The 13,609-nt window shown below is 47.7% G+C and carries 12 protein-coding genes and 1 other annotated feature; all 12 genes read right to left on the bottom strand.

What is annotated here, in order from left to right; genetic code table 11:
- Nucleotides 1-71: 71 nt before the first annotated feature.
- The 12 genes from rpoC to OF158_RS00545 all read right to left on the bottom strand — a co-directional run bounded on the left by rpoC (nt 72) and on the right by OF158_RS00545 (nt 13,608).
- Nucleotides 72-3,665 (bottom strand): DNA-directed RNA polymerase subunit beta', encoded by a 3,594-nt coding sequence (gene rpoC / locus OF158_RS00600; RefSeq protein WP_035182958.1) that lies wholly within the window; start codon nt 3,663-3,665, stop codon nt 72-74.
- A gap of 132 nt (nt 3,666-3,797) precedes the next feature.
- On the bottom strand, nt 3,798-7,358 hold the full coding sequence (rpoB, locus tag OF158_RS00595; protein WP_014096507.1) for a DNA-directed RNA polymerase subunit beta: 3,561 nt from the start codon (nt 7,356-7,358) through the stop codon (nt 3,798-3,800).
- 236 nt (nt 7,359-7,594) lie between these two features.
- Entirely contained in the window at nt 7,595-8,197 is a 603-nt protein-coding gene (locus tag OF158_RS00590; protein WP_026684120.1) for a class I SAM-dependent methyltransferase, read from the bottom strand.
- Between the two features lie 88 nt (nt 8,198-8,285).
- Nucleotides 8,286-8,651, bottom strand: a complete 366-nt coding sequence (gene rplL / locus OF158_RS00585) for a 50S ribosomal protein L7/L12 (RefSeq protein ID WP_014096509.1) — start codon at nt 8,649-8,651, stop codon at nt 8,286-8,288.
- A gap of 48 nt (nt 8,652-8,699) precedes the next feature.
- Nucleotides 8,700-9,200: a 50S ribosomal protein L10 gene (rplJ, locus tag OF158_RS00580; RefSeq protein WP_014096510.1), complete on the bottom strand. Its 501-nt coding sequence runs from the start codon at nt 9,198-9,200 to the stop codon at nt 8,700-8,702.
- A 35-nt stretch (nt 9,201-9,235) separates the two neighbouring features.
- Nucleotides 9,236-9,382: a sequence feature (ribosomal protein L10 leader region), on the bottom strand.
- A 46-nt stretch (nt 9,383-9,428) separates the two neighbouring features.
- Nucleotides 9,429-10,130 carry a 50S ribosomal protein L1 gene (gene rplA / locus OF158_RS00575; RefSeq protein WP_035182961.1) on the bottom strand — a complete coding sequence of 234 codons (702 nt, stop codon included), beginning with the start codon at nt 10,128-10,130 and terminating at the stop codon, nt 9,429-9,431.
- Nucleotides 10,131-10,237: 107 nt separating this feature from the next.
- A complete protein-coding gene (gene rplK, locus OF158_RS00570; RefSeq protein ID WP_014096513.1) occupies nt 10,238-10,663 on the bottom strand; it encodes a 50S ribosomal protein L11 in 426 nt (141 codons plus the stop codon).
- Nucleotides 10,664-11,022: 359 nt separating this feature from the next.
- A complete protein-coding gene (gene nusG / locus OF158_RS00565) occupies nt 11,023-11,556 on the bottom strand; it encodes a transcription termination/antitermination protein NusG (protein WP_014096514.1) in 534 nt (177 codons plus the stop codon).
- A 149-nt stretch (nt 11,557-11,705) separates the two neighbouring features.
- A complete protein-coding gene (gene secE, locus OF158_RS00560) occupies nt 11,706-11,891 on the bottom strand; it encodes a preprotein translocase subunit SecE (protein WP_014096515.1) in 186 nt (61 codons plus the stop codon).
- A gap of 35 nt (nt 11,892-11,926) precedes the next feature.
- Nucleotides 11,927-12,073: a 50S ribosomal protein L33 gene (gene rpmG, locus OF158_RS00555; RefSeq protein ID WP_017551231.1), complete on the bottom strand. Its 147-nt coding sequence runs from the start codon at nt 12,071-12,073 to the stop codon at nt 11,927-11,929.
- Between the two features lie 308 nt (nt 12,074-12,381).
- Entirely contained in the window at nt 12,382-12,987 is a 606-nt protein-coding gene (sigH, locus tag OF158_RS00550; protein WP_043052606.1) for an RNA polymerase sporulation sigma factor SigH, read from the bottom strand.
- 111 nt (nt 12,988-13,098) lie between these two features.
- A complete protein-coding gene (locus OF158_RS00545) occupies nt 13,099-13,608 on the bottom strand; it encodes an NYN domain-containing protein (protein WP_026684122.1) in 510 nt (169 codons plus the stop codon).
- Between the last annotated feature and the right edge of the window lies 1 nt (nt 13,609).

Genomic DNA, 13,609 nt, shown 5'->3' with positions numbered 1-13,609 from the left:
AAAAAGGCCATGGTTTTTTGCTAAAAAACAGAAAAAGGTGCAGCACCGGTTTTTGCCGGTGCTGCCGCCGATTATTCAGCCGGCACTTCTTCTTCCTTTTTCACCAGTTCAGGAACCGTTTTGCGGTAGCGGGTCATGCCCGTCCCTGCAGGAACAAGTTTCCCGATAATGACGTTTTCTTTCAAGCCGAGCAGTTCATCGCGTTTCCCTTTGATCGCCGCATCGGTTAACACGCGGGTCGTTTCCTGGAAGGAGGCTGCCGATAAGAACGAATCGGTTTCCAGGGAAGCTTTTGTAATCCCGAGCAGAACAGGACGGCCTGTTGCAGGGCGGTTGCCTTCCTTGAGCGCCTTTTCATTCGCTTCACCGAACTGATGGATATCAAGCAATGTTCCCGGCAGGACATCCGTATCGCCGGCATCGAGCACCCTTACTTTTCTCAGCATTTGGCGGACCATCACTTCAATATGTTTGTCGCCAATTTCCACCCCTTGCATCCGGTAAACTTTCTGTACTTCACGGAGCAAGTATTCCTGTACGGTTGTGACGTCCGTGACACGCAACAGGTCTTTCGGGTCAATGGAACCTTCCGTCAGTTCCTGCCCGCGCACGACGTGGTCATCTACCGCCACTTTCAAGCGGGAAGTATAAGGGGCTGTATAAGTGCGTGTTTCGACAGCGCCCTGAATGACAATTTCATATTGACGGTCGCGCCCTTCGCTGATGGAAGTGACAACACCTTCCACTTCGGAAATAACAGCCTGGCCTTTCGGGTTCCGAGCTTCAAACAATTCCTGAATACGCGGAAGACCTTGTGTAATGTCATCCCCGGCAACACCGCCTGTATGGAATGTACGCATCGTCAGCTGTGTACCAGGTTCGCCGATCGATTGGGCGGCAATAATCCCGACTGCTTCGCCGACTTCCACTTCTTGGCCGGTGGCAAGGTTGCGGCCGTAGCATTTTTTACATACACCATGGCGGGTGTTGCAAGTGAAGGCCGAACGGATCCAGACTTTTTCATAGCCGGCATCGACAATTTCTTTCGCGATATCTTCAGTAATAAAGCCGTTTTCCTCAATGATGACTTTGCCTGTTTCGGGATGCTTGATCGTTTTTCTTGAATAACGGCCGGTTAACCGTTCTTCAAGCGATTCAATGATTTCATTTCCTTCTTTCAACGCACTGATCAAAAGCCCGCGGTCTGTGCCACAGTCGTCTTCACGAATGATAACATCCTGCGCCACATCAACAAGCCGGCGTGTCAGATAACCCGAGTCTGCCGTCTTAAGGGCTGTATCAGCAAGGCCTTTACGGGCACCGTGTGTCGAAATAAAGTACTCTTGCACAGTTAAGCCTTCACGGAAGCTCGATTTAATCGGCAATTCAATAATCCGGCCGGCCGGGTTGGCCATCAAACCGCGCATACCGGCAAGCTGTGTAAAGTTCGACGCGTTACCCCGGGCCCCCGAGTCACTCATCATAAAAATCGGGTTCCGTTTATCGAGCGATTCCATCAGTTTGCCCTGGATCGTATCTTTAGCCCCGCTCCAGATCGAAATAACACGGTCATAGCGTTCGTCTTCGGTAATTAAACCGCGGCGGAACTGTTTCATGACTGTATCGACTTTTTTCTGGGCATCCGAAAGAATTTTTTCTTTCTCGCCTAAAACGACGATATCCGCAACACCAACGGTAATACCAGCTTTGGTCGAATAATGGAAGCCAAGATCTTTTAAGCGGTCAAGCATCTTGGATGTTTCCGTAATCTTGAACCGTTTGAACACCTCGGCAATGATGCTGCCAAGGAAGCCCTTTACAAACGGGCGAATTAACGGCTGTTCTTTAATATGCGCTTTTACGTCAATCGAAGGATCAACAAAGTATTTATCCGGCGTTTTTTCTTCAAGATTTGTTGTCGTCGGTTCATTAATATACGGGAAGCTCTCCGGCAAAATTTCATTGAAGATCACTTTCCCGACTGTGGTAATCAACAGCTTCTTGTTTTGCTCTTCCGTGAACGTCGGATTGTTCAGCGATCCGGCATAAATGGCAATTCTCGTATGGAAATGCACGTAGCCGTTGTAATAAGCCGTGTACACTTCGTTTACATCTTTGAAGACAGATCCTTCACCGACTGCATCTTCACGTTCAAGCGTTAAGTAGTAGTTGCCAAGTACCATGTCCTGGGACGGGGTAACAACCGGTTTCCCGTCTTTCGGGTTCAAAATATTTTGTGCGGCAAGCATCAGCATGCGTGCTTCCGCCTGTGCTTCGGCGGATAACGGAACGTGAACCGCCATTTGGTCGCCGTCAAAGTCCGCGTTGTAAGCCGTACATACGAGCGGATGAAGACGGATCGCACGGCCTTCCACAAGCGTCGGTTCAAACGCCTGGATCCCGAGCCTGTGCAAAGTAGGCGCACGGTTCAACAGGACAGGGTGTTCTTTAATGACTTCTTCAAGGACATCCCAAATTTCAGGCTGCAAACGTTCAATTTTCCGTTTTGCACTTTTAATATTATGGGCGAGGCCTTTTTCAACCAGTTCTTTCATTACGAACGGCTTGAACAGTTCGATCGCCATTTCGCGCGGCAGGCCGCATTGATACATTTTCAGGTTCGGGCCGACAACAATAACGGAACGGCCGGAATAGTCAACCCGTTTCCCGAGCAGGTTTTGACGGAAACGACCCTGTTTCCCTTTCAGCATATGGGAAAGCGATTTTAACGGGCGGTTCCCCGGGCCGGTTACCGGACGTCCACGGCGGCCGTTGTCAATCAGAGCATCAACGGCTTCCTGCAGCATCCGTTTTTCATTTTGGACAATGATGCTTGGCGCGCCAAGATCAAGCAGGCGTTTCAGGCGGTTATTCCGGTTGATCACACGGCGGTACAGATCATTTAAGTCGGATGTCGCAAAGCGGCCGCCTTCCAGTTGTACCATTGGCCGCAGTTCAGGCGGAATGACCGGGAGAACGTCCAGCACCATCCATTCCGGTTTATTGCCGGAATTACGGAAAGCTTCCAGTACTTCAAGGCGTTTGATGGCGCGTGTACGGCGCTGCCCCTGGGCAACTTTCAGCTCTTCTTTCAGCATTTCGCATTCTTTGTTGACATCTACATCTTGGAGCAACTTTTTAATGGCTTCCGCACCCATGCCTGCCTGGAATTTATTGCCGTATTTTTCACGGTAAGCACGGTATTCTTTTTCGGAAAGAAGCTGTTTCTTTTCCAAAGAAGTGTCGCCTGCTTCCGTGACAACGTAAGATGCGAAGTAAATGACTTCTTCCAGGGCACGCGGGGACATGTCAAGGACAAGGCCCATGCGGCTTGGAATCCCTTTGAAGTACCAAATATGCGAAACAGGGGCGGCAAGTTCAATATGTCCCATTCTTTCCCGGCGCACTTTTGATCTTGTTACTTCCACGCCGCAGCGGTCACAAACCACGCCTTTGTAACGGACGCGTTTATATTTTCCGCAATGGCATTCCCAGTCTTTCGTCGGTCCGAAAATCCGTTCACAAAAAAGCCCGTCTTTTTCAGGTTTTAACGTCCGATAGTTGATTGTTTCCGGTTTTTTGACTTCACCGTACGACCAGGATCGGATTTTATCCGGTGAAGCAAGACCGATTTTCATGTACTCAAAATTATTTACATCCAGCAAGGGGCCAGCCTCCCTTTCGTCTTTAGGTTCATACCTTAAAACACACGCAGAAGAAACAGAAACAGAAGCCGGATTGTACGAAGGCATACAATCCGGGCAAAAGCCTCTGTTTGTTCCCAGCAACATAAACGATTAGTCTTTGGATGCCCCGATTCCTTCCGGTTCTTCTTTTGTCTCAGGCGCAATATTCAGCGTATCGGCCTGATTCAGGTCATCGTCGTCTTCGAGATCACGCATTTCAATTTCCTCGTCGTCGCCGGAAAGAATCTTCACGTCAAGTCCCAAACTTTGAAGTTCTTTAATCAGCACTTTGAACGATTCCGGGACACCCGGTTCAGGGACGTTTTCCCCTTTGACGATCGCTTCATAAGTTTTCACACGTCCGACAACATCGTCCGATTTAACGGTCAGGATTTCCTGGAGCGTATAGGCTGCGCCATAGGCTTCAAGCGCCCATACTTCCATTTCGCCAAACCGTTGGCCGCCGAACTGCGCTTTACCGCCGAGCGGCTGCTGGGTGACAAGCGAGTAAGGGCCTGTTGAGCGGGCATGCAGTTTATCATCAACCATGTGGGCGAGCTTGATCATATACATAATCCCGACAGACACACGGTTGTCGAAAGGCTCACCGGTGCGGCCGTCATAAAGAACCGTTTTTGCATCGCGTGCCATGCCGGCTTCTTCAATCGTTTCCCATACATCTTCTTCGCGCGCGCCGTCGAATACAGGCGTCGCCACGTGGAGGCCAAGTTTTTTGGCCGCCATGCCAAGGTGAAGTTCAAGCACCTGGCCGATATTCATCCGGGAAGGCACGCCGAGCGGGTTCAACATGATCTGGACAGGTGTACCATCCGGGAGGAAAGGCATATCTTCTTCCGGAAGAATCCGGGAGATAACCCCTTTGTTCCCGTGGCGCCCGGCCATTTTGTCGCCCTGGTGGATTTTCCGTTTCTGTACAATATAGACGCGGACAAGCTGGTTCACGCCAGGCGGGAGTTCATCCCCGGCTTCACGTGTAAACACTTTGACGTCGAGCACGATGCCGCCGCCGCCGTGCGGAACGCGAAGCGATGTATCCCTGACTTCGCGCGCTTTTTCACCGAAAATCGCGTGGAGCAGCCGTTCTTCCGCTGTCAGTTCCGTAACGCCTTTCGGGGTGACTTTTCCGACAAGCAGATCGCCGTCTTTTACTTCGGCACCGATCCGGACAATCCCACGTTCGTCAAGGTTTTTCAAAGCATCTTCCCCGACGTTCGGGATGTCACGGGTCATTTCTTCCGGCCCGAGTTTTGTATCGCGCGCTTCAGATTCGTATTCTTCAATATGGATAGAAGTATACACATCTTCTTTTACAAGTTTTTCGCTCATAATAATGGCATCTTCATAGTTATAGCCTTCCCATGTCATAAAAGCAACGAGCACGTTCTGGCCAAGGGCAAGTTCGCCGTGGTCCATTGACTGGCCATCCGCTAAAATTTCGCCTTTTACCACACGGTCGCCTTTTTTCACAATCGGGCGCTGGTTAATGCACATGCCATTGTTGGAACGTTTGAATTTTTGCAGGCGGTATTTGTCAAGGTCGCCTTTTACTTCCTGGCCATCGACATCGATGACGCGGCGCACCCAGATTTCCCTGGCTTCCACATGTTCGACAATACCGTCATGTTTGCAGATAAGTGCTGCGCCGGAGTCCTTCGCATTGACATATTCCATCCCGGTGCCGACAATCGGCGCTTGCGGGTTCATAAGCGGAACAGCCTGGCGCTGCATGTTTGCACCCATCAGGGCACGGTTCGAGTCGTCGTTTTCAAGGAACGGAATACATGCCGTTGCAGCCGATACAACCTGCTTCGGCGAAACGTCCATATAATCAACGCGGTCTGTTTTGACAACAATGTTTTCACCGCGGAAACGCGCATATACTTCATCGTCAACGAAAAAGCCGTTTTCATCCAGCTGTGCGTTCGCCTGTGCGACGACATAATTGTCTTCTTCATCAGCCGTTAAATAATCAATATGCTCCGTAACACGCCCTGTATCCGGATCAACCCTGCGGTAAGGCGTTTCAATAAAGCCAAAACGGTTCACTTTTGCATAGGTTGATAAAGAGTTAATCAAGCCGATGTTCGGGCCTTCAGGCGTTTCAATCGGGCACATGCGGCCGTAGTGGGAATAGTGCACGTCACGCACTTCCATCCCGGCGCGCTCACGGGTCAAACCGCCCGGGCCGAGTGCCGACAGCCGGCGTTTATGGGTCAGTTCCGCAAGCGGGTTTGTCTGGTCCATGAACTGGGACAGCTGCGAACTGCCGAAAAATTCTTTAATGGCCGCAATGACCGGACGGATATTGATCAGCTGCTGCGGCGTAATGGTGTTAATGTCCTGGATCGACATTCTTTCACGAACAACGCGTTCCATCCGGGAAAGACCGATACGGAACTGGTTTTGCAGCAATTCGCCGACAGACCGTAAACGGCGGTTACCGAGGTGGTCGATATCATCCGTATTGCCGACGCCATGCAGCAAATTAAAGAAGTAGCTAATGGAAGCCACAATATCCGCAGGTGTAATATGTTTAATGCTTTCATCAACATAAGCATTTCCGATTACATTGATGACTTTTTCGTTATCGTCAATCGGGGCATAAATTTTGATGGACTGCAAAGTAACATCATCATCAACAACGCCGCCAGTCTGGCTGTACGTTTCAAACTTCAGGCCTTTTTCGAGAAAAGGCACAATTTTATCAAGCGTACGCCGGTCTAAAACGGTTCCTTCCTCCGCGATGATTTCGCCGGTTTCAGGGTCTGCGATTGATTCAGCCAGCCGTTGCCCGAACAGCCGGAATTTCAGGTGAAGCTTTTTATTCATTTTGTAACGACCGACATTGGCCAGATCATAGCGTTTTGGATCAAAGAAACGCGAAATCAGCAGGCTTTTTGCATTTTCAACGGTCGGGGGTTCGCCCGGACGGAGGCGTTCATATATTTCAAGAAGCGCTTTTTCCGTGCTTTCAGTATTATCTTTTTCAAGCGTATTTCTTAAGTACTCATTATCACCGATCAGATCAATAATTTCCTGGTCAGAGCCGAAACCGAGCGCCCTGAGGAGAACCGTGATCGGCAGCTTTCTTGTGCGGTCGATGCGGACGTAGGCCACATCTTTCGCATCTGTTTCATATTCAAGCCAGGCGCCGCGGTTCGGAATGACCGTTGCGGTGTAGCCGTATTTCCCGTTTTTGTCCATTTTGCTGTTAAAATAAACACTAGGGGAACGGACAAGCTGGGATACAATAACACGTTCTGCGCCATTAATGATGAAAGTCCCCGTTTCGGTCATTAACGGGAAATCGCCCATGAACACGTCCTGGTCTTTTACTTCACCTGTTTCCTTATTGACAAGGCGCACCTTTACACGAAGCGGAGCAGCGTATGTTACATCGCGCTCTTTGCATTCGTCGATGGAATATTTCGGTTCGCCGAGGCTGTAGTCAATAAACTCCAGCGACAGGTTTCCGGCAAAATCCTCGATTGGAGAGATGTCCTGGAACATTTCACGCAAACCTTCGTCAAGGAACCATTGGTAAGATGCGGTTTGAATTTCGATAAGGTTTGGCAGCTCTAAAATTTCTTTGATGCGCGCGTAACTTCTGCGCTGGCGGTGCCGTCCATACTGAACTAGTTGATGTGACAACTGATTCACCCCTCAAATCAAGCGTTTTGTTTGCATCTTTCGTCAAACAACAATAAAGCTAAGGCAAAAAGAAAAAGGGTTTTTTATGAAAAAACCACATATCGCATGACGAGCTTATGATTTTATAAGTATTTTCCAATTCATCCAAAATATATACTTGACAAATATAGCTTAAATTGCATAAAGAACCTTAATCTATTGGCATTTTATGATTTTAACATATATGAAATCGGGAGTCAAATTTTTTTGGCTTTAAAAACAAAATATCCTTTTTCTTTTCCAACACAATCCACTTCATCAAATATGCTTTCTAATTTTTTCCTGGCAGAAGGGGCGCCCTGCTTTTTCCGGATGACCACCCAAAGTTCCCCGTTTTTTGCGAGATATTGGTAGCTTTCTTCAAAAATCCGGTGCACGATCTGCTTTCCGGCGCGGATCGGGGGATTCGTAGCAATCAGGGCAAACGGGCCGCTTTTCACTTTTTCAAAAAGATTGCTTTCGTATATGGAAACATTTGAAATATGGTTCCGGGCAGCATTTTTCTCCGCCAGCTCGACCGCTCTTGTATTAATATCCACCATATGCACATGGCGGCCGGGAAAAGATGTTGCAAGCGCAAGGCCGATCGGTCCGTAACCGCAACCCATATCAAGGACCGGCCCTTCCGTTTCAGGCATGGTCACCAGATCAAGCAAAACGCGGGAGCCGAAGTCGACTTCTTTTTTTGAAAAAACCCCTTGGTCTGTTTGAAAATGAAAGGTATGGCCTCTCAATGTAAAGGTGAAATCTATCGGTTGATGCTTTGCTTCAGGGTTTTGCGAGTAGTAATGTTCAGCCATGAAAAGTCCCACTCTTTCTTGGAGGATTCAGGAAGAAGAGATGTTGAAAAAAGCCCGCCAAATGCGGGCTTTTACTTTAAAAAGGGTCTTACTTCACTTCTACGCCGGCTCCAACTTCTTCAAGTTTCGCTTTAAGTTCTTCGGCTTCTTCTTTCGATACGCCTTCTTTAAGCGGTTTTGGAGCATTGTCAACGAGTTCTTTTGCTTCTTTAAGGCCAAGGCCAGTGATTTCGCGGACAACTTTGATGACTTTGATTTTTTGTGCGCCTACTTCAGTCAGCACAACATCAAATTCCGTTTTTTCTGCAGCAGCTTCCCCGCCTGCAGCGCCGCCAGCAACAGCAACCGGTGCAGCAGCGGTTACGCCAAATTCTTCTTCAATGGCTTTCACAAGATCGTTCAATTCAAGCACTGTCATTTCTTTGACAGCAGAGATGATTTCTTCTTTCGTCATTTTCATATCCTCCTACAAGATATTTTTTCAAAGTATATTTCGTAAAACTTATGCGCTTTGTTCTTCTTTTTGATCTGCGACTGCTTTTGCAGCAAGAGCAAAGTTGCGGATCGGCGCCTGCAGTACGCTGAGAAGCATGGAAAGCAGGCCTTCGCGTGAAGGAAGCGTTGCGAGTGCTTTGATTTCATCAACGGTTGCAACATTGCCTTCAATGACACCCGCTTTGATTTCCAAAGCTTCGTGGTCTTTTGCGAAATCATTCAGGATTCTCGCAGGTGCAACCACGTCTTCCGTACTGAATGCGATCGCATTCGGGCCGGTCATCACGCTGTTTAATCCATCCAACCCGGCTGCTTCTACAGCACGGCGCGTCATCGTGTTTTTGTACACTTTGAATTCAACGCCTGCTTCGCGCAGCTGTTTACGCAGTTCAGTTACTTCAGCCACGTTTAAGCCGCGGTAATCGACAACCACAACAGCTGTACTTGATTTGAATTTATCGGTGATTTCTTCCACCAGTTGTTTCTTTTGTTCAATTACACTGCCCATCTTGACACCTCCTACAGATATTCTTGATGAACATTTATACCAAAACAAAACCTCCATATCCCGAGACATGGAGGTTTCATGCATGCGGAGGGCCTAAGGCACCCCCGGATTTATACGCATTACCTCGGCAGGAAATTAAGCCCTTCGGCACCTGCTGTCTACGGTACAAATGTTTACTTTTCAAAGCCGTTTTTCATTATATCAGCCGATATGCAGCATGTCAAATGATTATTTTGCTACCGCAAAAGAAGACGGGTCCACTTTGATGCCAGGCCCCATGGTCGATGTGACAGAAACATTCTTCATGTAAGTGCCTTTTGCAGCTGATGGTTTTGCTTTCATCAATGTGTCAAACAATGTCGTCAGGTTTTCAGCCAGCTTTTCCGGTTCAAAAGAGGCTTTCCCGATCGGAGCATGGACATTGCCCGCTTTGTCAACACGATATTCGACTTTACCGGCTTTAATGTCCTGAACCGCTTTGGTCACATCAAATGTTACCGTGCCGGTTTTCGGGTTCGGCATTAACCCTCTCGGCCCAAGGATGCGTCCGAGTTTACCAACTTCGCCCATCATATCCGGCGTTGCCACGATGACATCAAAATCAAACCAGCCCTGCTGGATTTTGTTGACGTAGTCTGTATCGCCGACATAATCCGCACCGGCTGCTTCCGCTTCTTTTGCTTTTTCGCCTTTTGCAAAAACAAGCACGCGCTGGGTTTTCCCTGTTCCGTTTGGAAGCACGACGGCACCGCGGATTTGCTGGTCCGCTTTTTTCGGGTCAACGCCGAGGCGGAATGCAACTTCAACGGTTGCATCAAATTTTGTAAAACTTGTTTTTTTCACCAGTTCAATGGCTTCCTGAACCGGGTAAGCTTTGGAACGGTCAACGAGTTTCAAAGCGTCAACATATTTTTTTCCTTTTTTCGCCATTTGTATTTCCTCCTCGAATGTGGTTTTAACGGAATAACCTCCCACGAAAAAGGTTGCGAGCCAGTATCGCATCGCAACCCCGTTGGACAGAACTAGTACTGCATGAATCAGTCTTCGATCGTAATCCCCATGCTGCGCGCCGTGCCTTCCACCATACGCATTGCCGCTTCAACACTTGCCGCATTTAAGTCAGGCATTTTTGTTTCTGCGATTTCACGCACCTTGTCACGCTTCACAGTTGCCACTTTTGTACGGTTCGGCTCACCTGAACCTGATTCAATGCCGGCTGCTTTTTTCAGCAAAACTGCAGCTGGCGGGGTTTTTGTGATGAATGTAAATGAACGGTCTTCAAACACCGTGATTTCAACAGGTATAATCAAGCCTGCCTGATCTGCAGTACGAGCGTTAAATTCTTTACAAAATCCCATAATATTGACGCCGGCCTGGCCCAGTGCAGGACCAACTGGTGGTGCAGGGTTTGCTTTACCGGCAGGAATCTGCAATTTAACAATTTTTACTACTTTTTTAGCCACGAGACACACCTCCTTAAGTCCGTGATGTGGTAACAGGGCTGAGCCCTCCCACTCATCTGTTTGATTGAACCCCTCACGGCTGAAGCCGCGAGCTTCCTGCAGACAACGAAACATGCTTCGTTATCTTCGCAGGCTATCCCCGCAAGTTCTTGCGGTTAGCCGGACAATGGACAAGCTAAAAAGACAAGCCATATCCGAAGCCAATTCATCTCATGACCCGCGTCACGAGTGTATCATAAGATCATGTGATTGCATTGTGTCTGTTCTTTGTGGGATCCCGGTCAGCGGGCCATCCGCAAAGAACATACTGACTTATAACATATTAACATCTCAGCATATCGATTTCAAGTTTTATCCCGTTATATTTTATCAATTTGTTCAAAAACGAGCTCTACCGGTGTATCCCGACCGAACATATTGACCATGACTTTTGCCCTGCCTTTGTCACGGTCCATTTCCACAATCTTGCCGGCAAAGTTTGCAAACGGCCCTTCTTTTACCGTAACCGTCTCGCCGATTTCAAAGTCCACATCGGCCCGTTTTTCTTCCATGCCCATCCGTTTCAAGATGGTATTAATTTCTTCAGGCAAAAGCGGCGTCGGCTTGGAACCGCCTCCCGACGACCCGACAAAACCGGTGACACCCGGCGTGTTCCGGACGACATACCAGGAATCATCCGTCATCACCATTTCCACCAGGACATAGCCCGGGAAAACTTTTCGTTTCACCACTTTTTTCTTCTCATTCTTCACTTCAAGTTCTTCTTCTTCCGGCACCACTACCCGGAAAATTTTATCCTGCATCCCCATTGATTCTACACGTTTTTCCAAATTGGTTTTGACTTTATTTTCATAGCCTGAATACGTATGGACAACATACCAGTTTTTTTCCATTTAATAGGACTTGATGTCCGTCCCTCCCTGTTGGTCTTTTGATTTTTTGGACAAATGAAAAAACCCGCTAACCGGGTTTGAGTCGTTGCTTATGATACTCCCATTATACCATGTTTTATCATTGGATATTCAAGTGAAAAATGATCCTTTTACAATGAGTTTTCAGCCCACCGGATCACTGCGGAAATACCGAGATCGATGACAATAAAGAACAATGTCAGGAAGGCAACTGTTACAAGGACTGTAATCGTGTATTTGACCAGCTCTTTGCGCCCAGGCCAGCTGACTTTTCGCATTTCGGAAGCAACATTACGAAAAAAATTTGTGATGGACATGTATTTAAGACCTCCAAGTAAGCTCATGTTCGTTGTTATTTTGTCCCGCGGTGGATGGTGTGTTCGTTGCAGTGCTTGCAAAACTTCTTTAATTCCATTCTTTCAGCCTTTCCGTTGCCCGTTGTAGTCGTGTAATTGCGCGAACCGCAAACCGAACAGGCAAGTACCATTTTTTTCTGCATCTCATCACCAGCTGTCTTATGATCTTACGGCGTTAACGGAACCCGCCGCTGTAAAGATCCCCGAAAAACCGGGAGAATCTGTTGGATGCTGCCGGTTCCGCGCCGGTATCGTATCAAAACATAAAATCCTACAAATCAACATAACACGGCAGAAAGCTTGTGTCAATTAGTAGCAGGAGAAGGGATGTGCCGGGTTTTTCCCGAAAGCATTGAATACCGGGCATTTAAAGACGTGCTTTTGTACGCCTTAATGTTGCACTTGCATTCGGGAAAAACAGCCTGGCGGAAAAACGGCTTACAACACCTTCTCAGTAAGTCATCTCCCTCATTTCCAACAGGCGCTCCAGCTTCTTTTTGACGCGCTGTAAAGCGTTATCAATTGATTTTACATGACGGTTTAATTCTTCTGAAATTTCCTGGTAGGACTGCCCGTCCAGGTAAAGGGCGAGCACTTTTCTTTCCAGATCGCTCAACAGTTCGGATATTTTCACTTCTATATGGACATATTTTTCGCGGATTAAAATCAATTCTTCAGGATTGGAAATTTTCGCGCCGGTGATGACATCCATCAACGTACGGTCAGATTCTTCATCATAAATTGGCTTGTCCAGGGAAATATAAGAATTAAGCGGTATGTGCTTTTGGCGGGTGGCAGTCTTAATTGCGGTAATCATTTGCCGGTTGATGCATAATTCAGCAAAAGCCTTGAAAGACGTGAGCTTGTCCTCTCTGTAGTCGCGGATGGCCTTATACAGCCCGATCATGCCTTCCTGGATAATATCCTCACGGTCGGCCCCGATGATAAAGTAAGAACGCGCTTTTGCCCTGACAAAATTTCTGTATTTTTGGATCAAGTAATCCAACGCTTCACTTTCGCCGTTGTGTATCCGTCCAACCAACTCTTCATCCTGCATCGTGCCATATCTTTCTTCATATGCTGCCTCAATGTTCAGGTTCACCTGTATCCCCCCATGAGCATTCGATAAAAGCTATTATACAGTACAGAATTTTCAATCGTCAACCGCTCATCGTTTTCCCCTGCGTAATTTTTCGAAAATTTCCATGACCTCTTGGCTTAACGGTATTCTTGTTGCCGGCTTTTCCTCTTGAATTGATTTTACATTCTTTTTAATCTTTTGTTCAATCATTTCCACTTTGGTCAACAGTTCGCGTGCTGAAATTCTTAAAGCGCCTTGGCCGAATATTTGCCACTGCTCAGTGAAATCAGATGTGGCCACATAAATCTGCGTGCGGATGTTGTTCAGTTTAATGGCCATTTTTTCAATGCGTTCATCTGCCGTTTCATTTTCTTTTGTAAAAATGACTTCCACTTTGTGATAGCGGTACTTTTTTTCCAGGCCTTTCACCCCGTAAGCATCAAAAACGACGATGACTTTGTCATCCGTATAGCCTTGGTATTCCGCCATGATCTCAACAAGCCGGTCTCTGGCGGCGCCAAGGTCTTTTTGTTTCAATTTTTGCAGTTCCGGCCAAGCGCCAATGATGTTATAGCCGTCCACCAGCAAAATATTCATT

This window comes from Weizmannia sp. WK01 (genome assembly GCF_025905465.1).
GTDB classification, from domain to species: Bacteria; Bacillota; Bacilli; order Bacillales; family Bacillaceae_C; genus Weizmannia; species Weizmannia faecalis.
Note: the sequence above shows the minus strand (reverse complement) of the source record. Positions and strands in the feature narration are given on the sequence as shown.

What these genes read in the sequence shown, in the direction of transcription:
- OF158_RS00590 (WP_026684120.1), bottom strand. Translation starts at nt 8,197, where the DNA reads ATGGCTGAACATTACTACTCGCAAAACCCTGAAGCAAAGCATCAACCG.
- rplL (WP_014096509.1), bottom strand. Translation starts at nt 8,651, where the DNA reads ATGACGAAAGAAGAAATCATCTCTGCTGTCAAAGAAATGACAGTGCTT.
- rplJ (WP_014096510.1), bottom strand. Translation starts at nt 9,200, where the DNA reads ATGGGCAGTGTAATTGAACAAAAGAAACAACTGGTGGAAGAAATCACC.
- rplA (WP_035182961.1), bottom strand. Translation starts at nt 10,130, where the DNA reads ATGGCGAAAAAAGGAAAAAAATATGTTGACGCTTTGAAACTCGTTGAC.
- nusG (WP_014096514.1), bottom strand. Translation starts at nt 11,556, where the DNA reads ATGGAAAAAAACTGGTATGTTGTCCATACGTATTCAGGCTATGAAAAT.
- secE (WP_014096515.1), bottom strand. Translation starts at nt 11,891, where the DNA reads ATGTCCATCACAAATTTTTTTCGTAATGTTGCTTCCGAAATGCGAAAA.
- rpmG (WP_017551231.1), bottom strand. Translation starts at nt 12,073, where the DNA reads ATGCAGAAAAAAATGGTACTTGCCTGTTCGGTTTGCGGTTCGCGCAAT.
- sigH (WP_043052606.1), bottom strand. Translation starts at nt 12,987, where the DNA reads ATGCAGGATGAAGAGTTGGTTGGACGGATACACAACGGCGAAAGTGAA.
- OF158_RS00545 (WP_026684122.1), bottom strand. Translation starts at nt 13,608, where the DNA reads ATGAATATTTTGCTGGTGGACGGCTATAACATCATTGGCGCTTGGCCG.